Raw genomic sequence first — 22490 nt, 5'->3', positions numbered from 1 at the left:
GTAAAGGCGGTATCCCTTAAAGTGTGTAAACAGGTTTTTAGTAATCTTGTAGGTTAAAGATGGTAGCTTTCTCTCTTGAGCTGCCTAAGATTGCGCGCGAACACCTAACAAATAAACTGTAAGAGCTATCTATTCTGTTAAACATGCTAGGACTTCGAGCAAAACACCTAGAACTTCTTTTCTAAAGTCTAGCTGTTTCTTCGCAAGTGCTAGCTTTTTTTTGCTAAATGCTAGCATGTAGGTCGTAACACCTAGCATGTCTTCCAGAAAGTCTAGCACTTCTTTTGGACATGCTAGCACTTTTGTCAAAACATCTAGCACTTTTGTCGAAACATCTAGCACTTCGATAAAAACATCTAGCATTTCTGTTAAAAGTGCTAGACTTTTTTCAAACGAACAAGATTGCCATTTATCGGCCTTTAAACCTATTTAAATGCATGATTTAAGCTAAAAAGTAGGAAAAATGAGCCAAGCATTTTTTTTGAGGTTTGTAGCATTTTGGCTCGATTATCCTAGTTTTACTAGCCGCAATCTTGTAGCTTTGCACCCCAAAAAATCCAAAGAGTGTATTACAAACATACGGACGAATATAGTTGTTCGAATAAAATCTTTCCAATGAGGTTCAATCTGTTTCCGGTATGCTCCCAAAATCGAATGTTTTGTGTTTGCTAAATGCAGCGGCAACCTATAGTTACGGATGGGAAATACAGCAAGGAAAAAGTATTCTTCCTTTCAGTTGCACAAAGAGAGCCGGAAAAAAATGTGGAGCAATAACAGTTGAAAATATCCTTTTGAAATTTCTCTTACAGGATGTAAAGAAATAAAAAAGGGCAAGCTACTCCTATCGCACCGCTCAACCAAATACCCTTGCTTTGTTCCCAACCTGGGGGAGTCATTGGGAGCTGGTCGTAAGAGACTTGCCCGCCACAAAAGTAGGAAAAAAAAGGACTTATCGAAAATTTTTTCTCGATAAGCCGCTAGGCTGTTGATATTCAGTGTGGAAAAATCACATCTTCTCCTTGAGGTATTCTCCTTTTAGCGCGAAAAAGCCGAAAATGGCTAAGCCTATACTGATGATGGGTGTAAGGATAAACAAAATGATGATGCCAAACACGAGGTCTTCCTGCTGGCCGGTTTGTAACTTCGGAAGTCCAAATTGAACGATACAGAAGTAGGCGGTAAGGATGGCGAGCACGATCCATACCGCACCTAATATTCTTTTGAGGTTTTCCATGATTAAGATTCCATTTTGTTAGCAGTCATTGTTTTAGATATATAGATGGCGCCTATTACAAAGCATACCGAAGCGACGCCAATAGGATACCAAAGTCCGGAAAGATAGAAGTCGGATTGTCCTCGAGCATGTGCGTTACTTGCAAGATAGGTCGATACTGCAGGTAATAGACCCCCGAAAATTCCATTTCCAATGTGGTAGGGTAGAGACATGGATGTATATCTGATCTTAACGGGGAATATCTCGACCAGAAATGCAGCTATCGGCCCATACACTAGTGTAATATAGATGATCTGAATAAAGATCAATGCAACCAATAAAGCATAGTTTTTTCCCTGTAGATGTACTGTTGTCTTACTGCTCTCTTGCGGCATACCATTTTTAAGAATGGGATTGCCGACATCTGAAAGCAAAGTCGTTACCACTTGCGTGACTTGTGTGCCATCGGTATAGGTTTTAGTCGTCGTGGTAATGCGCTTATGCTCCTCTTGTTGCTGAGCGGGATGAGTGTCGATGCTGCGGAGATCTTCCCGCTCTATTTTGGTCTGGGTGTTCGTCAATTGATACATAGCCTCATAAATAGGACGATAAGTGCACACAGCAAGTAACATACCGGCCAACATCACCCACTTGCGTCCAAGCTGATCGCTGAGTTTTCCAAAAACCACGAAGAAGGGCGTGCCGAGTAAGAGTGCGATGCCTAATATCAGGTCGGCCTGGTCGGTGTCTACAAACATTACTGTTTTCATGAAGCTCATCGAATAAAACTGACCCGTATACCATACCACGCCCTGTCCCATGGCGGCGCCAAATAGTGCGAGAAGAACAAATTTTAGATTATAGACATTGCCAAAACTTTCCTTAAGCGGATTTTTGGCTGTTTTTCCTTCTGATTTGGCTTTTTTAAATTCGGGAGATTCATCCATGTTCTTGCGGATGAGGTAGGAAACATATACCATAAAAATCGATAGGACGAAAGGTACACGCCATCCCCAGGTGTCAAATTGTTCTTCGGTCAATAGCAAGCGCGTCAGTAGAATAACGACGAGCGAAATAAAGAGGCCGAAGGTAGCGGTAGTCTGTATCCAAGACGTCCAATAGCCACGCTGTCCTTCTGGACTATGCTCGGCGACATAGGTGGCAGCACCACCGTATTCGCCGCCCAATGCGAGCCCTTGCAGGAGACGAAGCAACAATACGATGAGTGGCGCAAAGAAACCTATACTTTCATAGCTCGGCGTGCAGCCAATGAGAAACGTAGCGCCACCCATCAACATCAGCGTGACCATGAAGGTATATTTCCGGCCTATAAGGTCGCCCAGTCGTCCAAAGAAAAGGGCACCAAATGGACGTACTACAAAGCCTGCGGCGAATGTAGCTAGCGTCGACAGAAATGCCGCTGTGGGATTGTCCGCTGGAAAGAATTTAGTCGATAGCACAATGGAAAGACTTCCAAAAATGAAGAAATCGTACCACTCGATCAAAGTCCCTAAGGAGGATGCTCCGATAACTTTCCACAACGTTTTGTTTTTGTTTTGCATGGGGTGTTTAGGTTTATAGATTGAGGTTATAAAAGTTTATACATTTTGCCGGGCAGCGCAATGATCCGGTTGTTCATTTCCATTTCCAGCAGAACCATTGCAAGCTTACTCGTTGGCCAGGCGAGTTGCTGTGCCAAGTCGTCTATGTAATAAGGTTGTCTTTCTTGAATCAGGCGATATATCATTTCCTGATCTGCGGACATGGCTGCAGGGATGAGCTGCAATTGTATCGTGCGCTCCTTCTTCCGACTATCTTCCCATCCCATAAGGTAAAATAGATCCTGCGTATTTCGGATAAGATGTGCCCGATTGGTTTTGATCAGGTAGTTGCATCCGGCCGAGTACTCTTGATCTATTCTTCCGGGGAAAGCACACACATCGCGATGGTAACTATTGGCTATTTCTGCCGTAATCAATGCACCACCTTTTCGGGCGGCTTCCACCACGATAGTAACATCGGCTAGACCTGCGATGATGCGGTTGCGTGAAGGGAAGTTGTTTCGCTCTGGCGTGGTTCCCGACGGAAACTCCGTGAGTAGTCCCCCTTGTTCCAACATACGGGATGCTATTTCTCGATGTGCTGCGGGGTAGATCATATCTAAGCCGTGGCCGAGAACCGCAACGGTGGAAACATGCTGCTTTAGGGATTGCCGATGAGCGTGCACATCGATGCCGTAGGCCAAACCGCTTACTACCTGTATGCCTTGGTCTTGAAAGCCGCTTACCAGATCCTCGCACAATTGCTTGCCATAGGATGTGGCGTTTCTCGTTCCCACGATGCTTACGCAACGCTTCGGGTTTAGATTGGCCGCACCTTTGTAATACAACAACATAGGAGCATCTTCGCAATGCAATAAGCGTTTGGGGTAATTATCGTCTTCGATCCAAAGCATGTCTATGCCATGCTTTTCAACAAAACCAAGCTCTTTCTCGGCTTCCAAAAGGTGATTTTTAGATAGGATGGCCTCTACCGTTGCTTGTCCAATAGATGGGATCTGCAGCAGCTCTCTTTTTTTTGAGTTGAAAATAGCATCCACCGATCCGCAGTACGCCAGTAAGTTACGGGCAGTTTTCGGACCAACACCTTTGATCTTGGTGAGTGCTATTTGTTGCAGCTTGTTCATAATTGGAATCCTAAAAATAAGAATTTTGTTTAAAAGTCCTACCTTTGGTTAAAAATTAATATATGAAACTAGAAGGAGCACAAGAACCATTTGATATCGAGATCGGCGAAGTCGTCTACGCAGTATTTCCTGAAGAAGACGGTACCTATCTCATCTTCAAAGATGGACAGGAATATGTGAAAATTATGAAGGATACGGAGACGACTTGGCTCAAATTGAATCCAGAAACAGAGCTCCCTATGTTTGGGATGGATGAAGAGGTCAATCTTCTCGGAGAGGAAATAAATACTTTTCTAGGGGGCACCGATAAAGAAGATATTACCTAAATCAGCGTGAGCTGGCTAGCTACCGTATAGCGAGTTAAAATCAGTTAAACTTAACCCGCTGTCGGATTCCTTTTTTATATTTATGCTATGCCGCGTAACCAAATAAATATAGTGCTGACAACAGTTTGCTTGTCAATCGCTTATAGCGTTTCGCAACGGCCGCTTATCTTACACGCAGAACCTCTGTTGCGTGATACTATAAATAACGACAGCATAACCCGCGATACCTTGGCGATTGAGGAAGTTGTAGTTAATAAAAGGAGCGATGCTTTGGCCAATTTTGAAGCTAAGAAGGCCTACCATAAAGAAATATACTCTTTGGGGGATGATAACAACATGATCATGTTCGGCCTCGGTATAGGGGTCAATATCCAAAAAGTATACAACCATTTTAGTCGCAGAGGAAAAGGTTCTCGACGATTGCAACGTCAATTTGAGCGTGAATATGAGGAGGATCTCGTTAACGAAATTTGGGATCCTTTGATTGCTGAATATACCACATTGCAGGGGGATTCCCTTGCAAAATTCAATCTTTACAGTAAACCTACACTAGATTTTTTAGCGCAATGTTCCTACTACGAGCGTGTGGCTTATGTGCTAGAGCAATTGAAAAACTATCGGGATTCAGCTGCTATCATACATGAGCGATTTGACCTTTCATATCCGACGCATACAACGCCGCATTCCTCTTTAAAGGAGGAATAAAGATACCGTTCTGGATTACATCGGGACGTATACGACATATTTCGTGTCAAAAAAATCCTCTTTAAAGTAGCTGGATAATGGGTGCAGCTCGGCCTTTAACTTGGCCTCTTTTATCTCTTCTTTCAGGTCGCCTCCTTTTAGGTAAAGAATACCATTCGGAATACCATTTTTATCTTTGCGCTCGAATTTGTTGCGTATCCAAGGGGTGAAGTCGGCCAATCGAGTCACCGCACGAGAAACAACGAAGTCATATTTATAGTCCAGTTGTTCGGCTCGGATGTGGTCTGCCTCAACATTTGTAAGACCCAAAGCCGCAGCAACCTCGCGTACAACCTTTATCTTTTTACCTATGGAATCGACCAAATGAAACTGAACTTCAGGAAAAAGAATAGCAAGCGGAATACCGGGAAAGCCTCCTCCCGTTCCCACATCTAGTATGCGCGTGCCCGGCGTAAATTCGGTTACGAACTTAGCAATCCCTAGCGAGTGTAGCACATGATGCAGGTACAGGCTTTCTATATCTTTTCGGGACACGACGTTTATCTGATCGTTCCAAAAAGGATAGACCTCTGCGAGTTGTGCAAACTGTGCTTTCTGTTGTTCAGATAGTTTTGGGAAATAGCTATAGATGATGTCGACAGTTGGGTTCATAGGTAATTGTTTATGGTAACGTTCTTATGCTTTGTACACCGTTTGACTAGGGTAAATGGACTATTTCCAAGATCCCTGTTTGGCGTTGCGGTTGAAAGCTCCGTTAATACAGATGTAAAAATAATAAAATACGTCAAGGAATGGGAGCCACCAAAGCAGTCCGCGCACCTCTAGTTTGTTATAAATGTTGTTAAAAATCAATAGCTGGCTGAATAAACGTATCAGGTAGGCCGCAAGCGGAATAAACCAAAGGGATGGATATAACGCAATACACAGGCCTAAAACTAGATAAAATAACATAGCCGAAACGAGCTGCACTGCCAGCATACGTTTATGTTCAGGTTTATACAAAACTGATGCACCCGAATGTCTTGCCTTTTGCTTGTAATAACTTTTCCAGCTTGATTTCGGTACCGATGCAACCTGCGCGTCAGGATGCAGGACAATCTGCACATTGCCAGCTGTAGCGTTGTGATTCACGAAGAGGTCATCGTCTCCGGATTTGATATGCATATGTTTGTTAAAACCCTTGCCTTTAAAGAATAGACTCCTCGTGTAGGCTAGGTTGCGTCCTACGCCCATGTATGCATTGCCGCGAAGGGCATAGGATAGATAGCTCATTGCCGTATGTGCCGTCTCAAAACGAATCAGTTTGTTTAGAAAACCGGCCTCCTTGAAATAGGGCGAATAACCTAGAATAATTTCTTTCCCCGGTGTAAATGCGCCGGCTACTTCCGCCAGCCAGTTTTTACTCTGCGGCTGACAATCGGCATCGGTAAATACCAAGTGTTCATGCTTGGCAGCTTTAATACCCATGGTAACCGCAAACTTCTTCGTGTTTTTTAAACGAATGTAGTCCTTTATCTCGACGATTTTGATCTTGCCCGGATAGCTTTTAGCGAAGTCTTTCAAGATCCAAGGGGTGTCATCATCGGAACAATCGTCCACGACCACCACTTCAAAATCGGCATAATCTTGGGTCAGAACCTGCGGCAGAAAAGCCTTTAGGTTTTCTTGCTCATTGTGCGCGCAGATAATCACGCTCAAGGCCGGCTTACTTGCACTCTCCTGAAACGAATCGACTTTATAGGCCGCTAGTTTTCCATAAACAGCATAGATATAATAGAGCTGAATAATCAACAAGAGTGCTAATATTCCGAATGGAATATAAAGCAAGAAGGGTATGAGGTATTCGAATTGTAGCATACAGAACAGCAAAGATAAGGTCTTCTTATAAGATACAACGGAGAAATAGTTAAGTTTTATTAAGATTTTGTACGGCACTCGTTTCCTGCCAATTTTTATCCTATTTTTGCAGAGATTTTATCACAGGGTAAGAGGGAAAAAAGCATATGAAATTTACGCTTCAGGCAGAAGATAAGGGATCTCGGGCACGCGCAGGTTTGTTAGAGACGGCACACGGGAATATTCAGACACCGATTTTTATGCCAGTCGGCACAGCCGGGACGGTAAAGGCCGTTCATCAGCATGAATTGGTGCAGGATATTCAGGCGCAGATTATCTTGGGCAATACCTATCATTTGTATCTTCGCCCGGGGCTCGATGTTTTGCATAAAGTAGGTGGCTTGCATAAATTCAACAACTGGAAGGGTCCCATTCTTACCGATTCGGGAGGCTATCAGGTGTATTCGTTGACGGAGGTACGGAAGATTCGTGAAGAAGGTGTAACCTTTCGTTCACACATTGACGGATCAAAACACCTGTTTACCCCAGAGAATGTGATGGATACGCAGCGGGTGATTGGAGCCGATATTATTATGGCTTTCGACGAATGTACGCCCTATCCTTGCGAATACAGCTACGCTAGAAAGTCTTTGGATATGACGCATCGTTGGTTAAAACGTTGTGTCGATCGTTTTGATAGTACAGCGCCGCTATATGGCTATGAGCAGACATTGTTTCCTATTGTACAAGGCTCCGTATATAAAGATCTTCGTGAAAAATCCGCCGAAGTGATCGCTTCCTTCAATCGGGATGGTAATGCGATAGGTGGACTGTCTGTGGGCGAGCCTGCGGAGGAAATGTACGCGATGACCGAGGTGGTGACAAATATTTTGCCGAAGGATAAACCGCGTTATCTTATGGGGGTTGGTACACCAATCAATCTTCTGGAGAATATAGCGCTGGGCATTGACATGTTTGATTGTGTTATGCCTACACGAAATGCGCGCAATGGTATGTTGTTTACCCAGCAGGGGATCATCAATATTAAGAATGAAAAATGGAAAGATGATTTTTCGCCTATTGAAGCGGAAAGTGATCTTCTGGTAGATCAGGTCCATACGAAGGCCTATCTCCGACATTTGATTCGTTCGCAAGAGATCTTGGGAGCACAGATTGCCTCGTTGCACAACTTGCATTTTTACCTTTGGTTGGTCAATCAAGCACGCGAGAAGATTATTGATGGATCGTTTTATGACTGGAAGGAAAAGATGGTCAAAGTGTTGGGACAACGCTTGTAGTTGGTCTTGCGTACTCATGCTGGTTCGAGCTAGCGGCAAACACCACATGTGCGCATCAGCTAAAGATAGCAGCGCCTTAACATTCTTTACTTTTTAATTTTTACTTTAAAAATGAACATTATAGATCGCTACATTATCAAAAAATACCTAAGCACCTTTGTGTTTACGGTGGGTATTTTTATTGTGGTGATCGTGGTCTTTGACGTTTCGGAAAAGTTAGATGATTTTTTGAAGAACAAGGCGCCCATGTCGAAGGTTTTCTTGGAGTATTACGCCTTGGGCAGTATTCCCTTCTTCCTAAATATGCTGACGCCGCTCATCAACTTTATTGCCGTGATATTCTTTACGTCAAAAATGGCCGATCAGACGGAAGTGGTACCCATCTTAAGCGGCGGGATGAGTTTCAACCGTTTCCTGCGGCCCTATATGATTTCAGCAGGGCTGATTTTTACCTTTACTTTGGTGTCCAATATCTGGATCATCCCATATACCAATAAAATCAAAGTCAATTTCGAAAATGTATATGTCAAGCCGCAGAAAGTGAGTGGATCGACGATGTCTACGCATATGCAGATCGACTCAAATACCTACGTTTATATCGATAACTTTGATACACGGCGTAACATAGGCTATAAGTTTTCTTTGGAGAAATTTAATGGCGACCAATTGACCGAGAAGTTGATAGCAGAGCGTATCACTTGGGACTCTGTTGCGACGAAGTGGAAGATCGAAGATTATACGGTGCGTACCATAGATGGATTACGCGAGAAAATGGATAAAGGAACGAGTCGTGACACTACGCTGGATATGTTGCCTCGGGATTTTGAAGTTTACGATAATGTGTTCACGGCGATGGATACCGATGAACTGAATGACCGTATTAGCAAGGAAGAGACGCGCGGAACAGGAATGATGACGGATTTATTGCTCGAGAAATATAAACGCTATATTGGTCCTTTTTCAGCATTTATCTTAACGCTGATGGGCGTGTCGCTCTCTTCAAAAAAGGTACGCGGCGGTATTGGCTTAAGCTTGGGGATAGGTATAGCCCTAAGTTTTACCTTCCTAGTGCTGGTACAGTTCTCCACCATGTTTTCGTTGAAGGGAGGGTTGCCTCCGCTGATTGCAATTCTAATTCCAAATATCATATTCCTCACCTTGGCCTTTTGGTTGAAGTACAAGGCTCCCAAGTAACATGAAACAATTTCCGATTAACAAGAACGTCCTTATCTTACATTTTACCGTATTGATTTGGGGATTTACGGGTATCCTAGGTGGGCTCATCTCTGTGTCGGCGCTACATTTGGTGTGGTATAGGGTGCTTATTGCTGCGCTTTCCTTATTTATCTACTTTATCTTGGTGGGTAAATCGGTACAGGTTACAAAGGAGCGTTTGCTGCAATTTCTTGCAGTGGGTGGTGTAGTCGGCCTACATTGGGTGCTTTTTTTCCATGCCATAAAAATTTCCACGGTTTCGGTAACCTTGGTGACCTTATCGTCCGTCACTTTGTTTACATCCATACTCGAACCCATCATCAACAAGAAAAGGATATCCAAAGCTGACGTAGCAATCGGACTGGTTATCGTGTTTGGTATATACCTCATCTTTACGTTCGAATTTCAATATGTTTGGGGAATCGTATGTGGACTATCATGTGCGATTTGTGCTAGTATATTCTCCATATTAAATGCACGGATGGTAAAGCACACAAGTCCTACTATCATTACCTTTTATGAGATGCTGGGTGCATTTTTATGGATCTCGTTGATTATGCTGTTCACTGGGGATTTCAGTGAGAAAATGTGGTTACAGGGATCTGATTGGGCATACCTGCTGTTGTTGGGTGTGCTGTGTACGGCCATAGCCTACGTTTTAGGCGTTGCGGTGATGAAGGAGCTTAGCGCCTTTACCGTAGCCTTGACAACCAACATGGAGCCGGTTTACGGTATTATCTTAGCGGTGTTGATCTTTGGACATAAAGAAACCATGAGCGCGGGATTTTATGTGGGCGCGCTGATTGTATTGGGCGCAGTTTTCGTGTATCCTTACATTAAAACCTACATCGAAAATAAGGAGCGCCGTTTAATCAATCGTAAATTGCGTTAACCTGCCCAATTTTTTTCGACTGTATTCCTAATAATTTCTTTTTTTTTCGATCGATCAGCAGTGGATTGCTTACATTAGTGATGTGTAGCTAAAACGGATTAGTAAGAGGGTTGCCCTTTTCTATATGTCGTTTTATGGAGTCTGTACGGAACAAAGTGAACTAACATAAACCCCGAAGATGAAAAACAACGTAATGTGGAGTCTTGCGTGCTTGGCAGGACTGCTGTGGAACTCTAGCGCATTGGCGCAGAGCAAACCTATCCAACTCAAATGTGAACACCTCGTAAACCCCATTGGCATTGATAATGCAGAACCTCGTCTGATGTGGATGATGCAAGATGATCGACAAGGCGCTATACAAAGTGCCTACCAGATTTTAGTGCATACCGACTCCTTGGCCTTGCTGGAAAAAAGGGGTAATACCGTATGGGATTCCGGGAAGCAGTCTAAGCCGGATGCGTTGGTTACCTATGGTGGAAAATCCTTGTCGCCCGCTACGCGTTACTTTTGGCAAGTTGTTGTATGGGATAAAGACGGAAAGGCCAGCACCTCTGCGGTTGCCTCGTTTGAAACCGGATTGATGGGATCTGGCCGTTGGAAAGGTACTTGGATTAGCGATGGGCACGACATACAGCATAAAGCTGCACCTTATTTCCGAAAAGAATTTCAAGTTAAGAAGACCGTTAAGTATGCACGCGCGTACGTGGCGGCGGCAGGCTTGTTTGAATTATCTCTGAATGGACAGAAAGTTGGAGATCATCATTTGGATCCAATGTATACCCGTTTTGATCGACGGACTTTATATGTTGTACACGACGTGACTAGCCACTTGCAAGCTGGCGGCAATGCCATGGGGGTGGTTTTGGGTAATGGTTGGTACAACCATCAATCGATTGGCGTTTGGGATTTTCACCGCGCTCCTTGGCGTGCAAGGCCGGCATTTTGTTTAGAGTTACACGTGCATTATACGGACGGGACCGAAGAAGTTATTGTCTCTGAACGCGATTGGAAGACATCATCCGGACCGATTATCGCTAATAGTATCTACACGGGAGAACACTATGACGCTCGTTTAGAACAGGAGGGATGGGATAAACCTAATTTCGATGATTCTAAATGGCAGGGAATACGTTATCGTGCAGCTCCTTCAGCAAACATCGTTGCTCAACAGACTGTTCCTATTAGGCGTGTGCGAGCTTACAAGCCAATTTCTACAAAAAGGATTGATCCCCAAACCTATGTTTTTGATATGGGACAAAATATGTCGGGGATAAGCGAGTTTAAAGTGAATGGACCTGAGGGAACAGTGGTCAAGATCAAACATGGAGAACGCTTGTTGCCCGATGGACGTATAGACATGTCTAACATTGATGTGTACTATCGTGGAGACAAAGAGAAAGATCCTTTCCAAACGGATATTTTGATCCTGAGCGGTAAGAAAGAAGATGTCTTTATGCCAAAGTTTAATTACAAGGGCTTCCGTTATGTCGAAGTGAGCAGCTCGGTTCCTTTAGCGCTGGATGAGCGAAATATCACGAGCTATTTTACGCACAGTGATGTTGCTCCTGTTGGTACAGTAGAGACTTCCTCCAAGCTGGTCAATGATTTGTGGCGCGTAACCAATAACGCTTATCTATCAAATTTGATGGGCTATCCGACCGATTGTCCACAGCGCGAGAAGAACGGATGGACCGGAGATGGGCACTTGGCGATCGAGACTGCTTTCTATAATTTTGATGGTATCACGGTTTACGAAAAATGGTTGGCCGACCATCGGGATGAACAACAGCCTAACGGTGTGCTGCCTGATATTATCCCTACCGGTGGTTGGGGCTATGGTACAGCGAATGGACTAGATTGGACAAGTACAATCGCTATTATTCCATGGCAGGCTTATATGTTTTATGGGGATAGTCACCTGCTACGGGAGTGTTATGAAAATATCAAACGTTACGTGGATTACGTCGATCGTATCAGCCCAACAGGGTTGACCAGTTTTGGGCGTGGCGATTGGGTTCCTGTAAAAACAAATTCGAATTTGGAGCTTACTTCGTCGGTTTATTTTTATACCGACGCCCGTATATTGGCTGCGGCGGCGAAACTTTTTGGTTATACCGAAGATGCACAAAAGTATGAGTCGTTAAGCGGTAAGATCAAAGACGCTATCAATGCAAAATTCCTTAATCAGGAAACGGGCGTCTATGCCGATGGTTCACAAACCGAGTTAAGCGTCCCTTTATATTGGGGCGTCGTGCCCGATGCTATGCGTGCAAAGGTAGCCGAAAATCTAAACAAGCGTGTGGAAGCTACTAATTTTCATTTAGATGTGGGAGTCTTAGGGGCGAAAGCGTTGCTCAATGCGTTAAAGGACAATGGCTATGGAGAAACCGCCTACAAAGTCGCTGTTCAAGACACTTATCCTTCTTGGGGTTGGTGGGTTGTAAATGGAGCGACTACCTTGTTGGAAAATTGGGATCTACAGGCAGCACGCGATATTTCGGACAACCACATGATGTTTGGCGAAATTGGCGGTTGGTTTTTCAAATCTATCGGTGGAATTGTTCCAGACGAAACCGCGCCAGGCTTTAAACACGTGCAGCTACGACCGATCTTCCCAGCAGGATTGGAACATTCGTCGGTGACGCATACCTCGCCTTATGGAGAGATTAAATCCAGCTGGAAGAAAAGTAAGAAAACGATTGTATATGATGTCGTTATCCCTGCTAATGCTTCGGCCACATTCTATCCACCAAGCAATGTGCTGGAGACTGCGGCCGTTAAGTTGGAAGCAGGTAAGCATCAGTTGAAATTAAAAATTAAAAACTAAAAATTTAAAAAACGCGATCGCGAAAGTAAATCTGTGAAAAACAAAAAAAACCGGACCTAGTCCGGTTTCTCACTTTTTACTAAAGTATATGAAATTAAGCGTATGAGACAGCTTTATCTTTGCGCTCCAGTTCTGAGTATCCCATCAGGAACTCGTCTACTTTACGCGCACATTCACGACCTTCTGAGATCGCCCAAACCACTAGGGATTGTCCACGACGCATATCGCCAGCGACAAAAACTTTATCCGCAGATGCCTTGTAGTCCGTTTCGGAAGCATCTACATTTCCTCGTTCGTTCAATTTAACGCCCAGTTGCTGCAACAGTCCTTCATGTTGCGGGTGCAAAAAGCCCATGGCCAATGTAACCAATTCACAAGGTAATTCGCGCTCAGAGCCCTCTACCTCTTTGAATTTCGTAGGTCGTCCAAAGGCGTCCGTTTCCCATTCCAAATCAACGACTAAGGCAGCACGAACGTGACCTTTTTCGTCACCCAAGAATGCTTTTGTACTCACGCTCCAGTGGCGTTGACAACCTTCTTCATGAGAGGTCGTTGTTTTCAGTAGCATAGGGTATGTTGGCCAAGGCATCGCTACGGTTCGATCTTTAGGCGGCTGTGGCATCAATTCAAACTGTGTAACGCTATTTGCACCGTGACGGTTGGAAGTTCCGACACAGTCGGATCCCGTATCACCACCACCAATTACCAATACATTTTTTCCTGCAGCATGTATTTCCTCTACCTCAATAGGCGAGTTGCCCACACGTTTGTTTTGTTGTTTCAGGAACTCCATGGCATAGTGCACACCTTTTAATTCACGTCCTGGGATAGGAAGGTTACGCGGAATAGTGGAACCTCCAGCAAGCACAACAGCATCGTAAGCCAGTAACTCACTCGCAGGCACATTTACGCCGACTTCTGCATTGGTGCGAAATACGACACCCGATTGTTCCATGACCGCTACGCGACGATCGATGATAGACTTATCCAGTTTGAAATCTGGAATACCATAACGTAACAAACCGCCCACTTTATCATCACGTTCATAGAGAACGACATCATGGCCTGCCTTGTTCAATTGTGCTGCTGCTGCTAGCCCTGCGGGACCTCCGCCAATTACGGCCACACTTTTACCGGTCTTGATGAAGTTTTTGTTTGGCTTTACGAAGTTGTTCTTAAAAGCAATCTCAATGATGTGCTTTTCAATTTCTTCGATGGCTACGGGCGATTTGTTGATACCCAACACACAGGCGGCTTCGCATGGCGCAGGACATATCCTTCCGGTAAACTCCGGGAAGTTGTTTGTCGATACTAATATATTGTAGGCCTCTTCCCAGCGCCCGTCATAAACCGCATCGTTGAATTCGGGAATCACATTCCCCAGTGGGCATCCCGAGTGGCAAAAAGGGATGCCGCAATTCATACAGCGCGCGGCTTGATTATTTAACTGATCATCGGAATAGCTGTGTACAAATTCCTGATAATTTTGTTTTCTGCTTTCTACAGTGTCTTTCTGAGGAAGCGTTCTTTCATATTCTAAAAATCCTGTTGGTTTGCCCATTTCTGTTTCCTCCGCTATATTAAGCTTCCACTAATTTTTTACGTAATACATTTTTGTACTCTCTAGGGAATACTTTGATAAATCTACTCTTTTCATTTGCCCAATCTTGCAAGATGAAGTTGGCGCGCTCACTGTTCGTCAGGTTGATATGACGTTTCAATAGCGCGATGATCGCAGTTTCATCTTCCGTATCCAGTGGGTCAAGATCGACCATCTCTTGGTTACAGTTGTCGCGGAAAGTGCCAGAAATATCGTATATCCAAGCAATACCGCCGCTCATCCCTGCCGCGAAGTTTCGGCCTGTAGGGCCTAAAATCAAGGCTCTTCCTCCTGTCATGTACTCGCAACCGTGGTCGCCTATACCTTCTACTACAGCTGTAGCTCCGGAATTTCGAACGGCGAAGCGTTCACCAGCCATACCGTTGATGAAGAGATGACCCGAAGTAGCTCCATACAAAGCCACGTTACCAATAATGATGTTGTCGTGTGCTGTCAATGGACTGTCGCTCGTAGGGTAGATCGCCAATTGTGCACCAGAAAGTCCTTTTCCTACGTAGTCATTAGCTTCGCCTTCCAGTTCGAAAGAAAGACCTTTTGCGCCGAAGGCACCAAAGGACTGTCCCGCAGACCCTTCAAATTTGAAGTTAATCGTGTTGTCCGGTAAACCATCAGCACCGTATATTTTGGATATCTCGTTGGATAGCATGGTGCCGATCGTACGGTCTGTATTTTTTACCTTAAACGTACCAAAGGCAGGCGTCTTCGTGTCAAGTGCCGACTTGGCTTGTTTCAATAAGCCCCAATCGAGGATCATGCTCATGCCGTGATCTTGCTCTTGGGTATTATACAAGCTTTCAGATGGTTCGTTACGCGCCACATAAAGCACTTTGGAGAAGTCGATTTTTGAAGCTTTCCAATGGTCAATATTTTCGCGTTTTTTAAGGAACTGCGCACGTCCCACCATTTCGTTGATGGTGCGGAAGCCCAGTTGTGCCATAATTTCGCGGATCTCTTCTGCCAAGAAACGGAAAAGGTTCACGATATCTTCCGGTTTACCCGAGAATAATTTTTGCAATTCTGGATCTTGTGTAGCAACACCTACAGGGCACGTGTTTAGGTGGCATTTACGCATCATGATACATCCGCCGGCAACCAACGCTGCGGTAGCCACACCCCATTCTTCTGCACCCAATAAAGTAGCAATGACAATATCGCGGCCGGTTTTCATCTGTCCGTCTGCCTGCAGCACAACACGGCTACGCAGTTTGTTTTGTACCAGTGTTTGGTGAGCTTCGGCCAAGCCTAATTCCCACGGTAAACCTGCATGCTTGATGGAACTGATAGGTGATGCTCCGGTGCCGCCGTCGTAACCAGCAATTAAGATCACATCGGCATGTGCTTTGGCAACACCGGCTGCGATAGTACCTACACCTGCTTTGGAAACTAATTTTACGTTGATACGCGCGGCACGATTTGCATTCTTCAAGTCGAAGATAAGCTGCGCTAAATCTTCGATAGAATAGATGTCGTGGTGCGGTGGTGGCGATATTAAGCCCACGCCCGGTGTTGCGTGGCGCAAACGTGCGATAAAATCATTTACCTTGTGACCTGGAAGTTGCCCGCCTTCACCCGGTTTTGCACCTTGCGCCATTTTGATCTGAATCTCGTCGGCTTCGGTAAGGTAGTGCGAAGTTACGCCAAAACGTGCCGATGCAACCTGTTTTATCGCTGAACGCATCGAATCACCGTTTGCCAAGCGCTCGAAACGCGCCGGATCTTCTCCTCCTTCACCTGTATTGCTCTTCGCGCCGATTCGGTTCATCGCGATTGCTAGGGTGCTGTGTGCTTCTGTAGAGATGGAGCCCATAGACATTGCACCTGTGGCGAAGCGCTTCATAATGTTTTCGATCGGTTCTACCTCATCGATGGATACCGGAGTTCTATGTTTTGCAAAATCCAATAAACCACGTAACGTAAACATACGCTCTTTTTGGTTGTTGATAATGGATGCATATTGTTTATAGGAGTTGTAGTCGGTTGTACGGCATGCCTTCTGTAAAAGATGCACGGTTTCTGGGCTCCAAAGGTGTCCCTCGCCACGGCGCTTCCATTGGTACAAACCACCTTCTGGTAACAGTTTTTTCTCGACGCGCGACTCGCCAAAAGCTCTCCAGTGTTTGGAAAGGGATTCTTTTGCGATATCGTCGAGCTTTAATCCGCCTATGCGGGATACCGAACCACAGAAGTAATCGTCTACGACAGATTTGTCGATACCCAATACTTCGAAGATCTGTGCTCCGTGGTAAGATTGCAAGGTCGAAATACCCATCTTGGAGAAGATTTTCAATAGACCCGCACAGATGGCTTTCACATAGTTTTTCTTTAAATCGTCCCAAACCAAATCTGTTTCGATCTGTCCAAGCTCCTTCATCGTACGGATAGAAGCTAAGGCCATATACGGATTGATGGCTGTAGCACCGAAAGCTAAAAGACAAGCAAAGTGATGTACTTCCCATACATCGCCAGCTTCGACCACAAGGCCTACCGCTCCGCGGTTGCCTGTTTTTATAAGGTGATGATGTACGGCGGATACCGCAAGAATGGATGGGATTGCCGCATGTTGCGAGTCGATAGCGCGATCGGAGAGGATGATTACCTCGAAGCCGTCACGTACCGCATCATCCGCATAACGACATAGTCTTTCTAAACCTGCTTCTAAAGACCCGGCTTTGCCATCGGCTTGGAAATAAAGCTGTAGTGTTTTTGCTTGGAAAATACCTGTATCAATGGAACGTAGTTTCTCCAATTCGCTCGATGTCAAAATCGGATGCTCCAACGTTACGCAGTGACAGAATTTTTTATCCTCGATTAGAATGTTTCCCGCGTTACCAATGAAGGTCGCCAAACTCATCACTAAACGCTCCCGGATGGGGTCGATTGGCGGGTTGGTTACCTGTGCGAAAAACTGCTTAAAGTAGCTGGAAAGGTGCTGCGGTTGATCGGATAGGATGGCCAACGGCACATCCGTCCCCATAGAACCAATCGGCTCGTAGCCGGTCAAGGCCATTGGGGTTAATATTGTTTCTAAGTCTTCACGCGAATAACCGAAGGCCTGTTGGTATTTGAATACCGATTCTTTTTTGAGGTAGGTATAGGTCACACGTGGCTCCTCCAACTCATCCATGCGGATTTTGTAGTTGTCTAACCACTCGCTGTAGGGTTGCTGACGAATCAATTCGCCTTTCACTTCTTCGTCCGAACGGATCTCGCCTTTCTCCATATCCACCACGAAAATCTTGCCCGGCTGCTGGCGTCCTTTTTTGATGATAAGGCTTTCCGGGATAGGTAAAGCACCGGCTTCAGATGCTACGATAACACGGTCGTCGGAGGTGATTGCAAAACGCAATGGACGCAATCCGTTGCGGTCCAAAGTAGCTCCAATAGTTTTTCCATCCGTGAAACATAGTGCAGCAGGACCGTCCCATGGCTCCATTAAAGTTGCATGGTATTCATAAAAAGCTCTTTTTAACGGATCCATTTGTGTGTTGCCATCCCATGCTTCAGGCACAAGCATCAACATTACATGTGGAAGACTTCTACCACTATGCAACAGTAGCTCGACAACGTTATCTAAACATGCGGAGTCAGATTGTCCGCGGTCCACTACAGGTAAAAGGATCTGCATTTCTTCCTCGCTGAAGTAAGGCGAAGAAAGCGCACGAGCACCTGCATAAAACCAGTTTAGATTACCGGTAAGGGTGTTAATCTCACCATTATGTGCAATATTGCGGAATGGTTGTGCCAATGACCAAGAAGGAAACGTATTTGTAGAGAACCTCGAGTGTACTAAGCCAAATGCGGATACCACACGAGGATCTTTCAAGTCATCATAGTAGGTACCTACTTGGTAGGTTGTCAATTGACCTTTGTATATAATGGTTTTACAAGAAAGCGATGCAATATATAATGGCAACGGATACTCTTGATGTTGTTTAACAAGTTGAATGATAAAACGTCTTAGGACGAAAAGTTTGCGTTCAAAGTCCTCGGTGGTGGAGACGCCATCAGGACGGGAAACAAAAAACTGAACGATTTCTGGCTCGGCACTCAAGGCGGTAGGTCCAATGCCTTCGCGGCTTACAGGAACATCGCGAAAGCCTAAGAACTTCATGCCTCGGCTCGCAGTAGCTTCAATGATCGCCTCGCGACAGATGCTGTTGAGCTCTTCTTCCTTCGGTAAAAATACCATCCCTGTGCCGTAATATCCTGGCTCCTCCAGTTGGATACCGATATTAATACACTCCTCCCATAAAAACTCATGCGGCAACTGGATCATTATACCAGCACCATCACCACTCTCAGGATCACAGCCACAAGCACCTCTATGCTCCATGTTTTCTAACATGGTTAATGCATCTTTGACCTGCTGGTGCGACTTTTGACCTTTGATGTGCGCTACAAAACCTACTCCACAGGCATCGTGCTCAAAGTCGGGGTTATACAGCCCTTGTTCTGGTAATCTTTCGTTTATCATTTTCTCCTCAAAATATTAGGTTGCTAATATATGAATAAAAAAGTTATTTTGTTACTGATTTTATAAAAAAAATAGATCGTTGTTGGTTTATTTCTAAATAACAGGCTTTTTTTTGTTGATATTGTATTCTTGTTTGAAATCTTTCTAAGCAAGGAAACATCGTTCTGTAACAAGCTGTGATAAACGAATAATTTTTATTGAGCTAAGGTTTGGTAGTTTAGACATGTTAAAAGCCTGATAATGCCACGTATATAACACAAAAAGGATCCTCAATGAATCCTTTTTGTGTTCTTATTGATTGTTTGATGTTCTCGATTATTCAAAAGCGCGATCTTCCAAATGTTTCGGAAGTGCCATAAAGTCAATACCTTTTGACCACCATTCCGGCGCCTCTTTACCTTTGAGGTAATGGTCAAAGTACTCCATCATGCGCACAGCATAATCCTTTTGGTTTACTTCTTTGGCTAGGCCGTGGTTTTCGCCGTTGTAGGTCAACATGACTACCGGTTTGTTGAGACGGCGCAGACCATTGAAATACTCAATTCCTTGTGTGTAGTCTACCGCGCCATCCTTATCGTTGTGCATAATGATCAACGGTGTTTGCACGTTTTTGATATGGAAAATAGGCGAGTTGCGCGCATAGGCATCCCAGTTGTCCCAGTATCCCGTTGTTAGGCGTCCTTGGCTCGACTCAAATATACTTTGGTTTGACGAGCCCGAGTTCCAGTAGATCAGGGAATACATGGAAATCATATTGGTTAATGGCGCACCAGCAACCGCAGCCTTAAAGATATTCGTTTGGGTGATCAGGAACGACGTTTGGTAACCGCCCCAAGAGTGGCCATGAATGGCGACATTCTTTTCGTCGACAATACCTGTTGCCACTGCAGCCTTTACAGCCGGCACCACACAAGCCACTGTAGACATACCGGGATCGTTTAGCTTGTACTTGATGTCGGGCATCAGCACGGCGTAACCATTGCTGGTGTACATGGCGCGGTTAAAGCCGCCACCGGGGTAGGCTGGGAGCGAATAGCTGTTCTTGCCGTTCGTCAGGCGCTCGTAGATGTACGTGATGGTCGGGTAGGTTTGTCCCTCGACATAGTTAGCCGGTAAATATAGAACCGCTTGTAAAGTGTCGCCATGATCGCTGATATAAGAAATCAGTTTACTGCCCGCAGAAAGTAGCTGTTTGGCACTGTCTGCAACGAGCTTGACCGGCGATGTTAACATCTTGTCGGTAGACATGTAAAGCTCGGGCGAAACGGTAGGCGTTTGGCGGCTATAAAAGAAAGATGATGCATGTTTTACCTTGTTTAACGGACTAATGTAGGCGTCCTCTAAGGTCAGGATCTGCATCTTATCGCTTTTTGCCGGTAGCAAAGCAATACCTGTTTGCTTGTTGTTATCATCGATTATGCCAAAATATTGGTCTTTCGACAGGTCGATATCTTCATCGTCGGGGTAAATGTTGTTGTACGATGTGGCCAGCAGTTTTTTACTTTTCCAATTATCGGTTAATTGTTTATGTGATTTTCCATCAAAAGATACCTTCCAGAGATCGTAGTTGTCTTTCAATAGCACAAAGCGGCCATCATGCGTCCAGCCGTAGGTGCCTGTCGCTGGTTTGGAAACATTGTGGTCGTCAGTAACGCTGATAAACGATGTCGGGATGTTTTTGGTAATATTGGTCTTTGTTAATGTCTTCACATCCAACACATAATAATCGCCGTCATTGTAATACAACAAATGGGTTGAATTGGGAGAAAAGCTACTGCTGAAGCTGGCGTTGAGGTATAGTTTCTCGATGGCAGGCTTACGTTCGCCAGAGGCGATATCGACAATGTAAACATCAGCAAAGCGCTGTCCATCCAAGTTGGAAGTAAATTCGTAAGGAGAGAAATCCAGGCCATAACCAATTTTTTGGTTTGGAGCTAAGCTGATGGAGCGGAGGTTGCTATCGGCAAGGGATACGAATTTGTTCGAGTTTACCTCCCAAACGCTCATGATGTTAAATCTCTTGTCCCGCTCCAATTGCGTGCGCTGCGATGACTGCAGACGTTTATCTTGCCAGTTCCAAATCGTCATGTCGGGCTTCTCTAAGTCCTTTTTATTCGTTGCAGGCTTTTGTGGAGCTTTAGCAGCCAACTTAACCGTTGTAGAATCGGTGATGCGCTGCGCGCTGTCGGCCAAGCTTGCTGTCTTCACCTTTTGCGCAAGGCTATCCACCTTCGCGTCCTGTGTCTTTTCTGGCTCCACCTTCGTCTTTTCGATTTTGGCAATGCCAAAGAAGATACGGCTAAGATCCTTGCTCCAATAAGGTATACTATTCTCGCTGATGCCATATCCGGCGGTGATCTGCTGTTCCTGTAGACCGGTGTAGCTGTAGACTTCGGGCGTCTTCGCAAGCACGTTTTTTACGCCAATCAAGCTGTATACTGCTGTCTTGTAAGCTTTATCTTTTTTAGATTTCAATAAGGAGAATGCAGTCCCTTCTTTGTTCCAATTGATCTTGGAGAAGGTTGCAGCGTCGTTTTGTAGCAGTGTCGTCAATCCGCTTGCTAAGTTGAGGAGGAATACACCATTCCCGTTTTGGCCGGCAGCATCCACGCTATAGGCGAGTAAGGTGCCGCTTTTATTAAAGGCATAATCGTGTACACTCCCAATATTGAATTTCTGTTTATTTTCTAGGTTGTAAAGTAAAAGGTCGCTTCCTCTTCCCGTCGTGTCATTCTTTGCTGTGGGCACGATCGATTCAAAACGCAAGGCAATCCAGCCGCCATGCTCATTGGCAAAATCAAACTTTTGTACGTTTTCGAAGATGGTGGACGCCGTGTCCTTCAATGCAATCAGCTGCAGTTTTCTGCGACTTGGCTTTTTCGCTTTCTGGTTACCTTTTATCGTTTTGTAATCTGCCGATTTATAAAAAGCGAGGTAGCTGCTGTGTTCATTAAATACGATCGGACTGTTCTGTCCGCCAATAGGATATTGATATATTTGGCTATTGGTTGTGCTTTTTAGGTTTAAGGTCAGGTCGCCCTGCGTAGGCCCGGAGATATAAGCCAGCCATTTACTATCAGGGCTCGGCGTAGCATCGTTCGTGCGGTTGTATCGCCAGTCGGGGATATCCTGCCAAGTTAATGGCGTAGGCTTCTCTTGGGCCTTCGGTGTGAGCCAGGCAAACTGGCTGATGACCAGCGCAAGCAAGTAATATTTCATAGATGTTGTAAGTTAATGATCAGAGCTAATTTATTGTTTTTATTTGGGATTTGATGGTTTTGGCCGATTGAAATAGTTGTACTTGGTTAAAAAAAATTAGGTGTCAAGCGTATTTCGTGTAGTATGTTTGCTGTTTTTTCGTACGGAGGTTACGGAAATTGGGAATTCCTGTAGAAAC

General features: G+C 44.9%; 15 protein-coding genes and 1 other RNA gene. 6 read left to right on the top strand and 10 right to left on the bottom strand.

Annotated features, from left to right (window positions below; all coding sequences use genetic code 11):
• Nucleotides 1-129 precede the first annotated feature (129 nt).
• The 5 genes from SCB77_RS08025 to dprA all read right to left on the bottom strand — a co-directional run bounded on the left by SCB77_RS08025 (nucleotide 130) and on the right by dprA (nucleotide 3899).
• The gene (locus tag SCB77_RS08025) at nucleotides 130-363 is read right to left on the bottom strand and encodes a hypothetical protein (protein WP_320185910.1); all 234 of its coding nucleotides are present in this window, start codon (nucleotides 361-363) and stop codon (nucleotides 130-132) included.
• Between the two features lie 462 nt (nucleotides 364-825).
• An RNA gene (gene ffs / locus SCB77_RS08020) (signal recognition particle sRNA small type) lies at nucleotides 826-923 on the bottom strand.
• An 83-nt stretch (nucleotides 924-1006) separates the two neighbouring features.
• Nucleotides 1007-1234, bottom strand: a complete 228-nt coding sequence (locus SCB77_RS08015) for a DUF6814 family protein (protein ID WP_320185909.1) — start codon at nucleotides 1232-1234, stop codon at nucleotides 1007-1009.
• Nucleotides 1235-1236: 2 nt separating this feature from the next.
• Entirely contained in the window at nucleotides 1237-2775 is a 1539-nt protein-coding gene (locus tag SCB77_RS08010; protein WP_320185908.1) for an MFS transporter, read from the bottom strand.
• A gap of 26 nt (nucleotides 2776-2801) precedes the next feature.
• Nucleotides 2802-3899, bottom strand: coding sequence for a DNA-processing protein DprA (gene dprA, locus SCB77_RS08005; RefSeq protein ID WP_320185907.1), 1098 nt, complete (start codon nucleotides 3897-3899; stop codon nucleotides 2802-2804).
• Between the two features lie 62 nt (nucleotides 3900-3961).
• On the opposite strand from dprA, the gene SCB77_RS08000 reads away from it, so the two are divergent.
• Together SCB77_RS08000 and SCB77_RS07995 are read left to right on the top strand one after the other, a co-directional pair.
• Nucleotides 3962-4225, top strand: coding sequence for a hypothetical protein (locus SCB77_RS08000; protein ID WP_320185906.1), 264 nt, complete (start codon nucleotides 3962-3964; stop codon nucleotides 4223-4225).
• A 186-nt stretch (nucleotides 4226-4411) separates the two neighbouring features.
• Complete coding sequence (locus SCB77_RS07995; RefSeq protein WP_320185905.1) at nucleotides 4412-4930, top strand: hypothetical protein; 519 nt, start codon at nucleotides 4412-4414, stop codon at nucleotides 4928-4930.
• 15 nt (nucleotides 4931-4945) lie between these two features.
• Here the strand turns inward: SCB77_RS07995 and rsmG are convergent, their stop codons facing one another.
• Nucleotides 4946-5581: a 16S rRNA (guanine(527)-N(7))-methyltransferase RsmG gene (rsmG, locus tag SCB77_RS07990; RefSeq protein WP_320185904.1), complete on the bottom strand. Its 636-nt coding sequence runs from the start codon at nucleotides 5579-5581 to the stop codon at nucleotides 4946-4948.
• 60 nt (nucleotides 5582-5641) lie between these two features.
• Nucleotides 5642-6787, bottom strand: coding sequence for a glycosyltransferase (locus SCB77_RS07985; protein WP_320185903.1), 1146 nt, complete (start codon nucleotides 6785-6787; stop codon nucleotides 5642-5644).
• 146 nt (nucleotides 6788-6933) lie between these two features.
• Between SCB77_RS07985 and tgt the strand changes: the two genes are divergently transcribed.
• From tgt to SCB77_RS07965, 4 genes are all read left to right on the top strand, one after another.
• Complete coding sequence (tgt, locus tag SCB77_RS07980; protein WP_320185902.1) at nucleotides 6934-8064, top strand: tRNA guanosine(34) transglycosylase Tgt; 1131 nt, start codon at nucleotides 6934-6936, stop codon at nucleotides 8062-8064.
• A 111-nt stretch (nucleotides 8065-8175) separates the two neighbouring features.
• Nucleotides 8176-9258 carry an LptF/LptG family permease gene (locus SCB77_RS07975; RefSeq protein ID WP_320185901.1) on the top strand — a complete coding sequence of 361 codons (1083 nt, stop codon included), beginning with the start codon at nucleotides 8176-8178 and terminating at the stop codon, nucleotides 9256-9258.
• 1 nt (nucleotide 9259) lies between these two features.
• On the top strand, nucleotides 9260-10171 hold the full coding sequence (locus SCB77_RS07970; protein WP_320185900.1) for a DMT family transporter: 912 nt from the start codon (nucleotides 9260-9262) through the stop codon (nucleotides 10169-10171).
• Nucleotides 10172-10349: 178 nt separating this feature from the next.
• Complete coding sequence (locus tag SCB77_RS07965; protein WP_320185899.1) at nucleotides 10350-12998, top strand: alpha-L-rhamnosidase; 2649 nt, start codon at nucleotides 10350-10352, stop codon at nucleotides 12996-12998.
• Nucleotides 12999-13092: 94 nt separating this feature from the next.
• Here SCB77_RS07965 and SCB77_RS07960 read toward each other — a convergent pair whose 3' ends face one another.
• The 3 genes from SCB77_RS07960 to SCB77_RS07950 all read right to left on the bottom strand — a co-directional run bounded on the left by SCB77_RS07960 (nucleotide 13093) and on the right by SCB77_RS07950 (nucleotide 22312).
• The gene (locus SCB77_RS07960) at nucleotides 13093-14559 is read right to left on the bottom strand and encodes a glutamate synthase subunit beta (protein WP_320185898.1); all 1467 of its coding nucleotides are present in this window, start codon (nucleotides 14557-14559) and stop codon (nucleotides 13093-13095) included.
• A gap of 19 nt (nucleotides 14560-14578) precedes the next feature.
• Nucleotides 14579-19093 (bottom strand): glutamate synthase large subunit, encoded by a 4515-nt coding sequence (gltB, locus tag SCB77_RS07955; protein WP_320185897.1) that lies wholly within the window; start codon nucleotides 19091-19093, stop codon nucleotides 14579-14581.
• 315 nt (nucleotides 19094-19408) lie between these two features.
• Complete coding sequence (locus tag SCB77_RS07950) at nucleotides 19409-22312, bottom strand: S9 family peptidase (RefSeq protein ID WP_320185896.1); 2904 nt, start codon at nucleotides 22310-22312, stop codon at nucleotides 19409-19411.
• Nucleotides 22313-22490 lie beyond the last annotated feature (178 nt).

This window comes from Sphingobacterium bambusae (assembly GCF_033955345.1).
GTDB lineage: Bacteria > Bacteroidota > Bacteroidia > Sphingobacteriales > Sphingobacteriaceae > Sphingobacterium > Sphingobacterium bambusae.
Note: the sequence above shows the minus strand (reverse complement) of the source record. Positions and strands in the feature narration are given on the sequence as shown.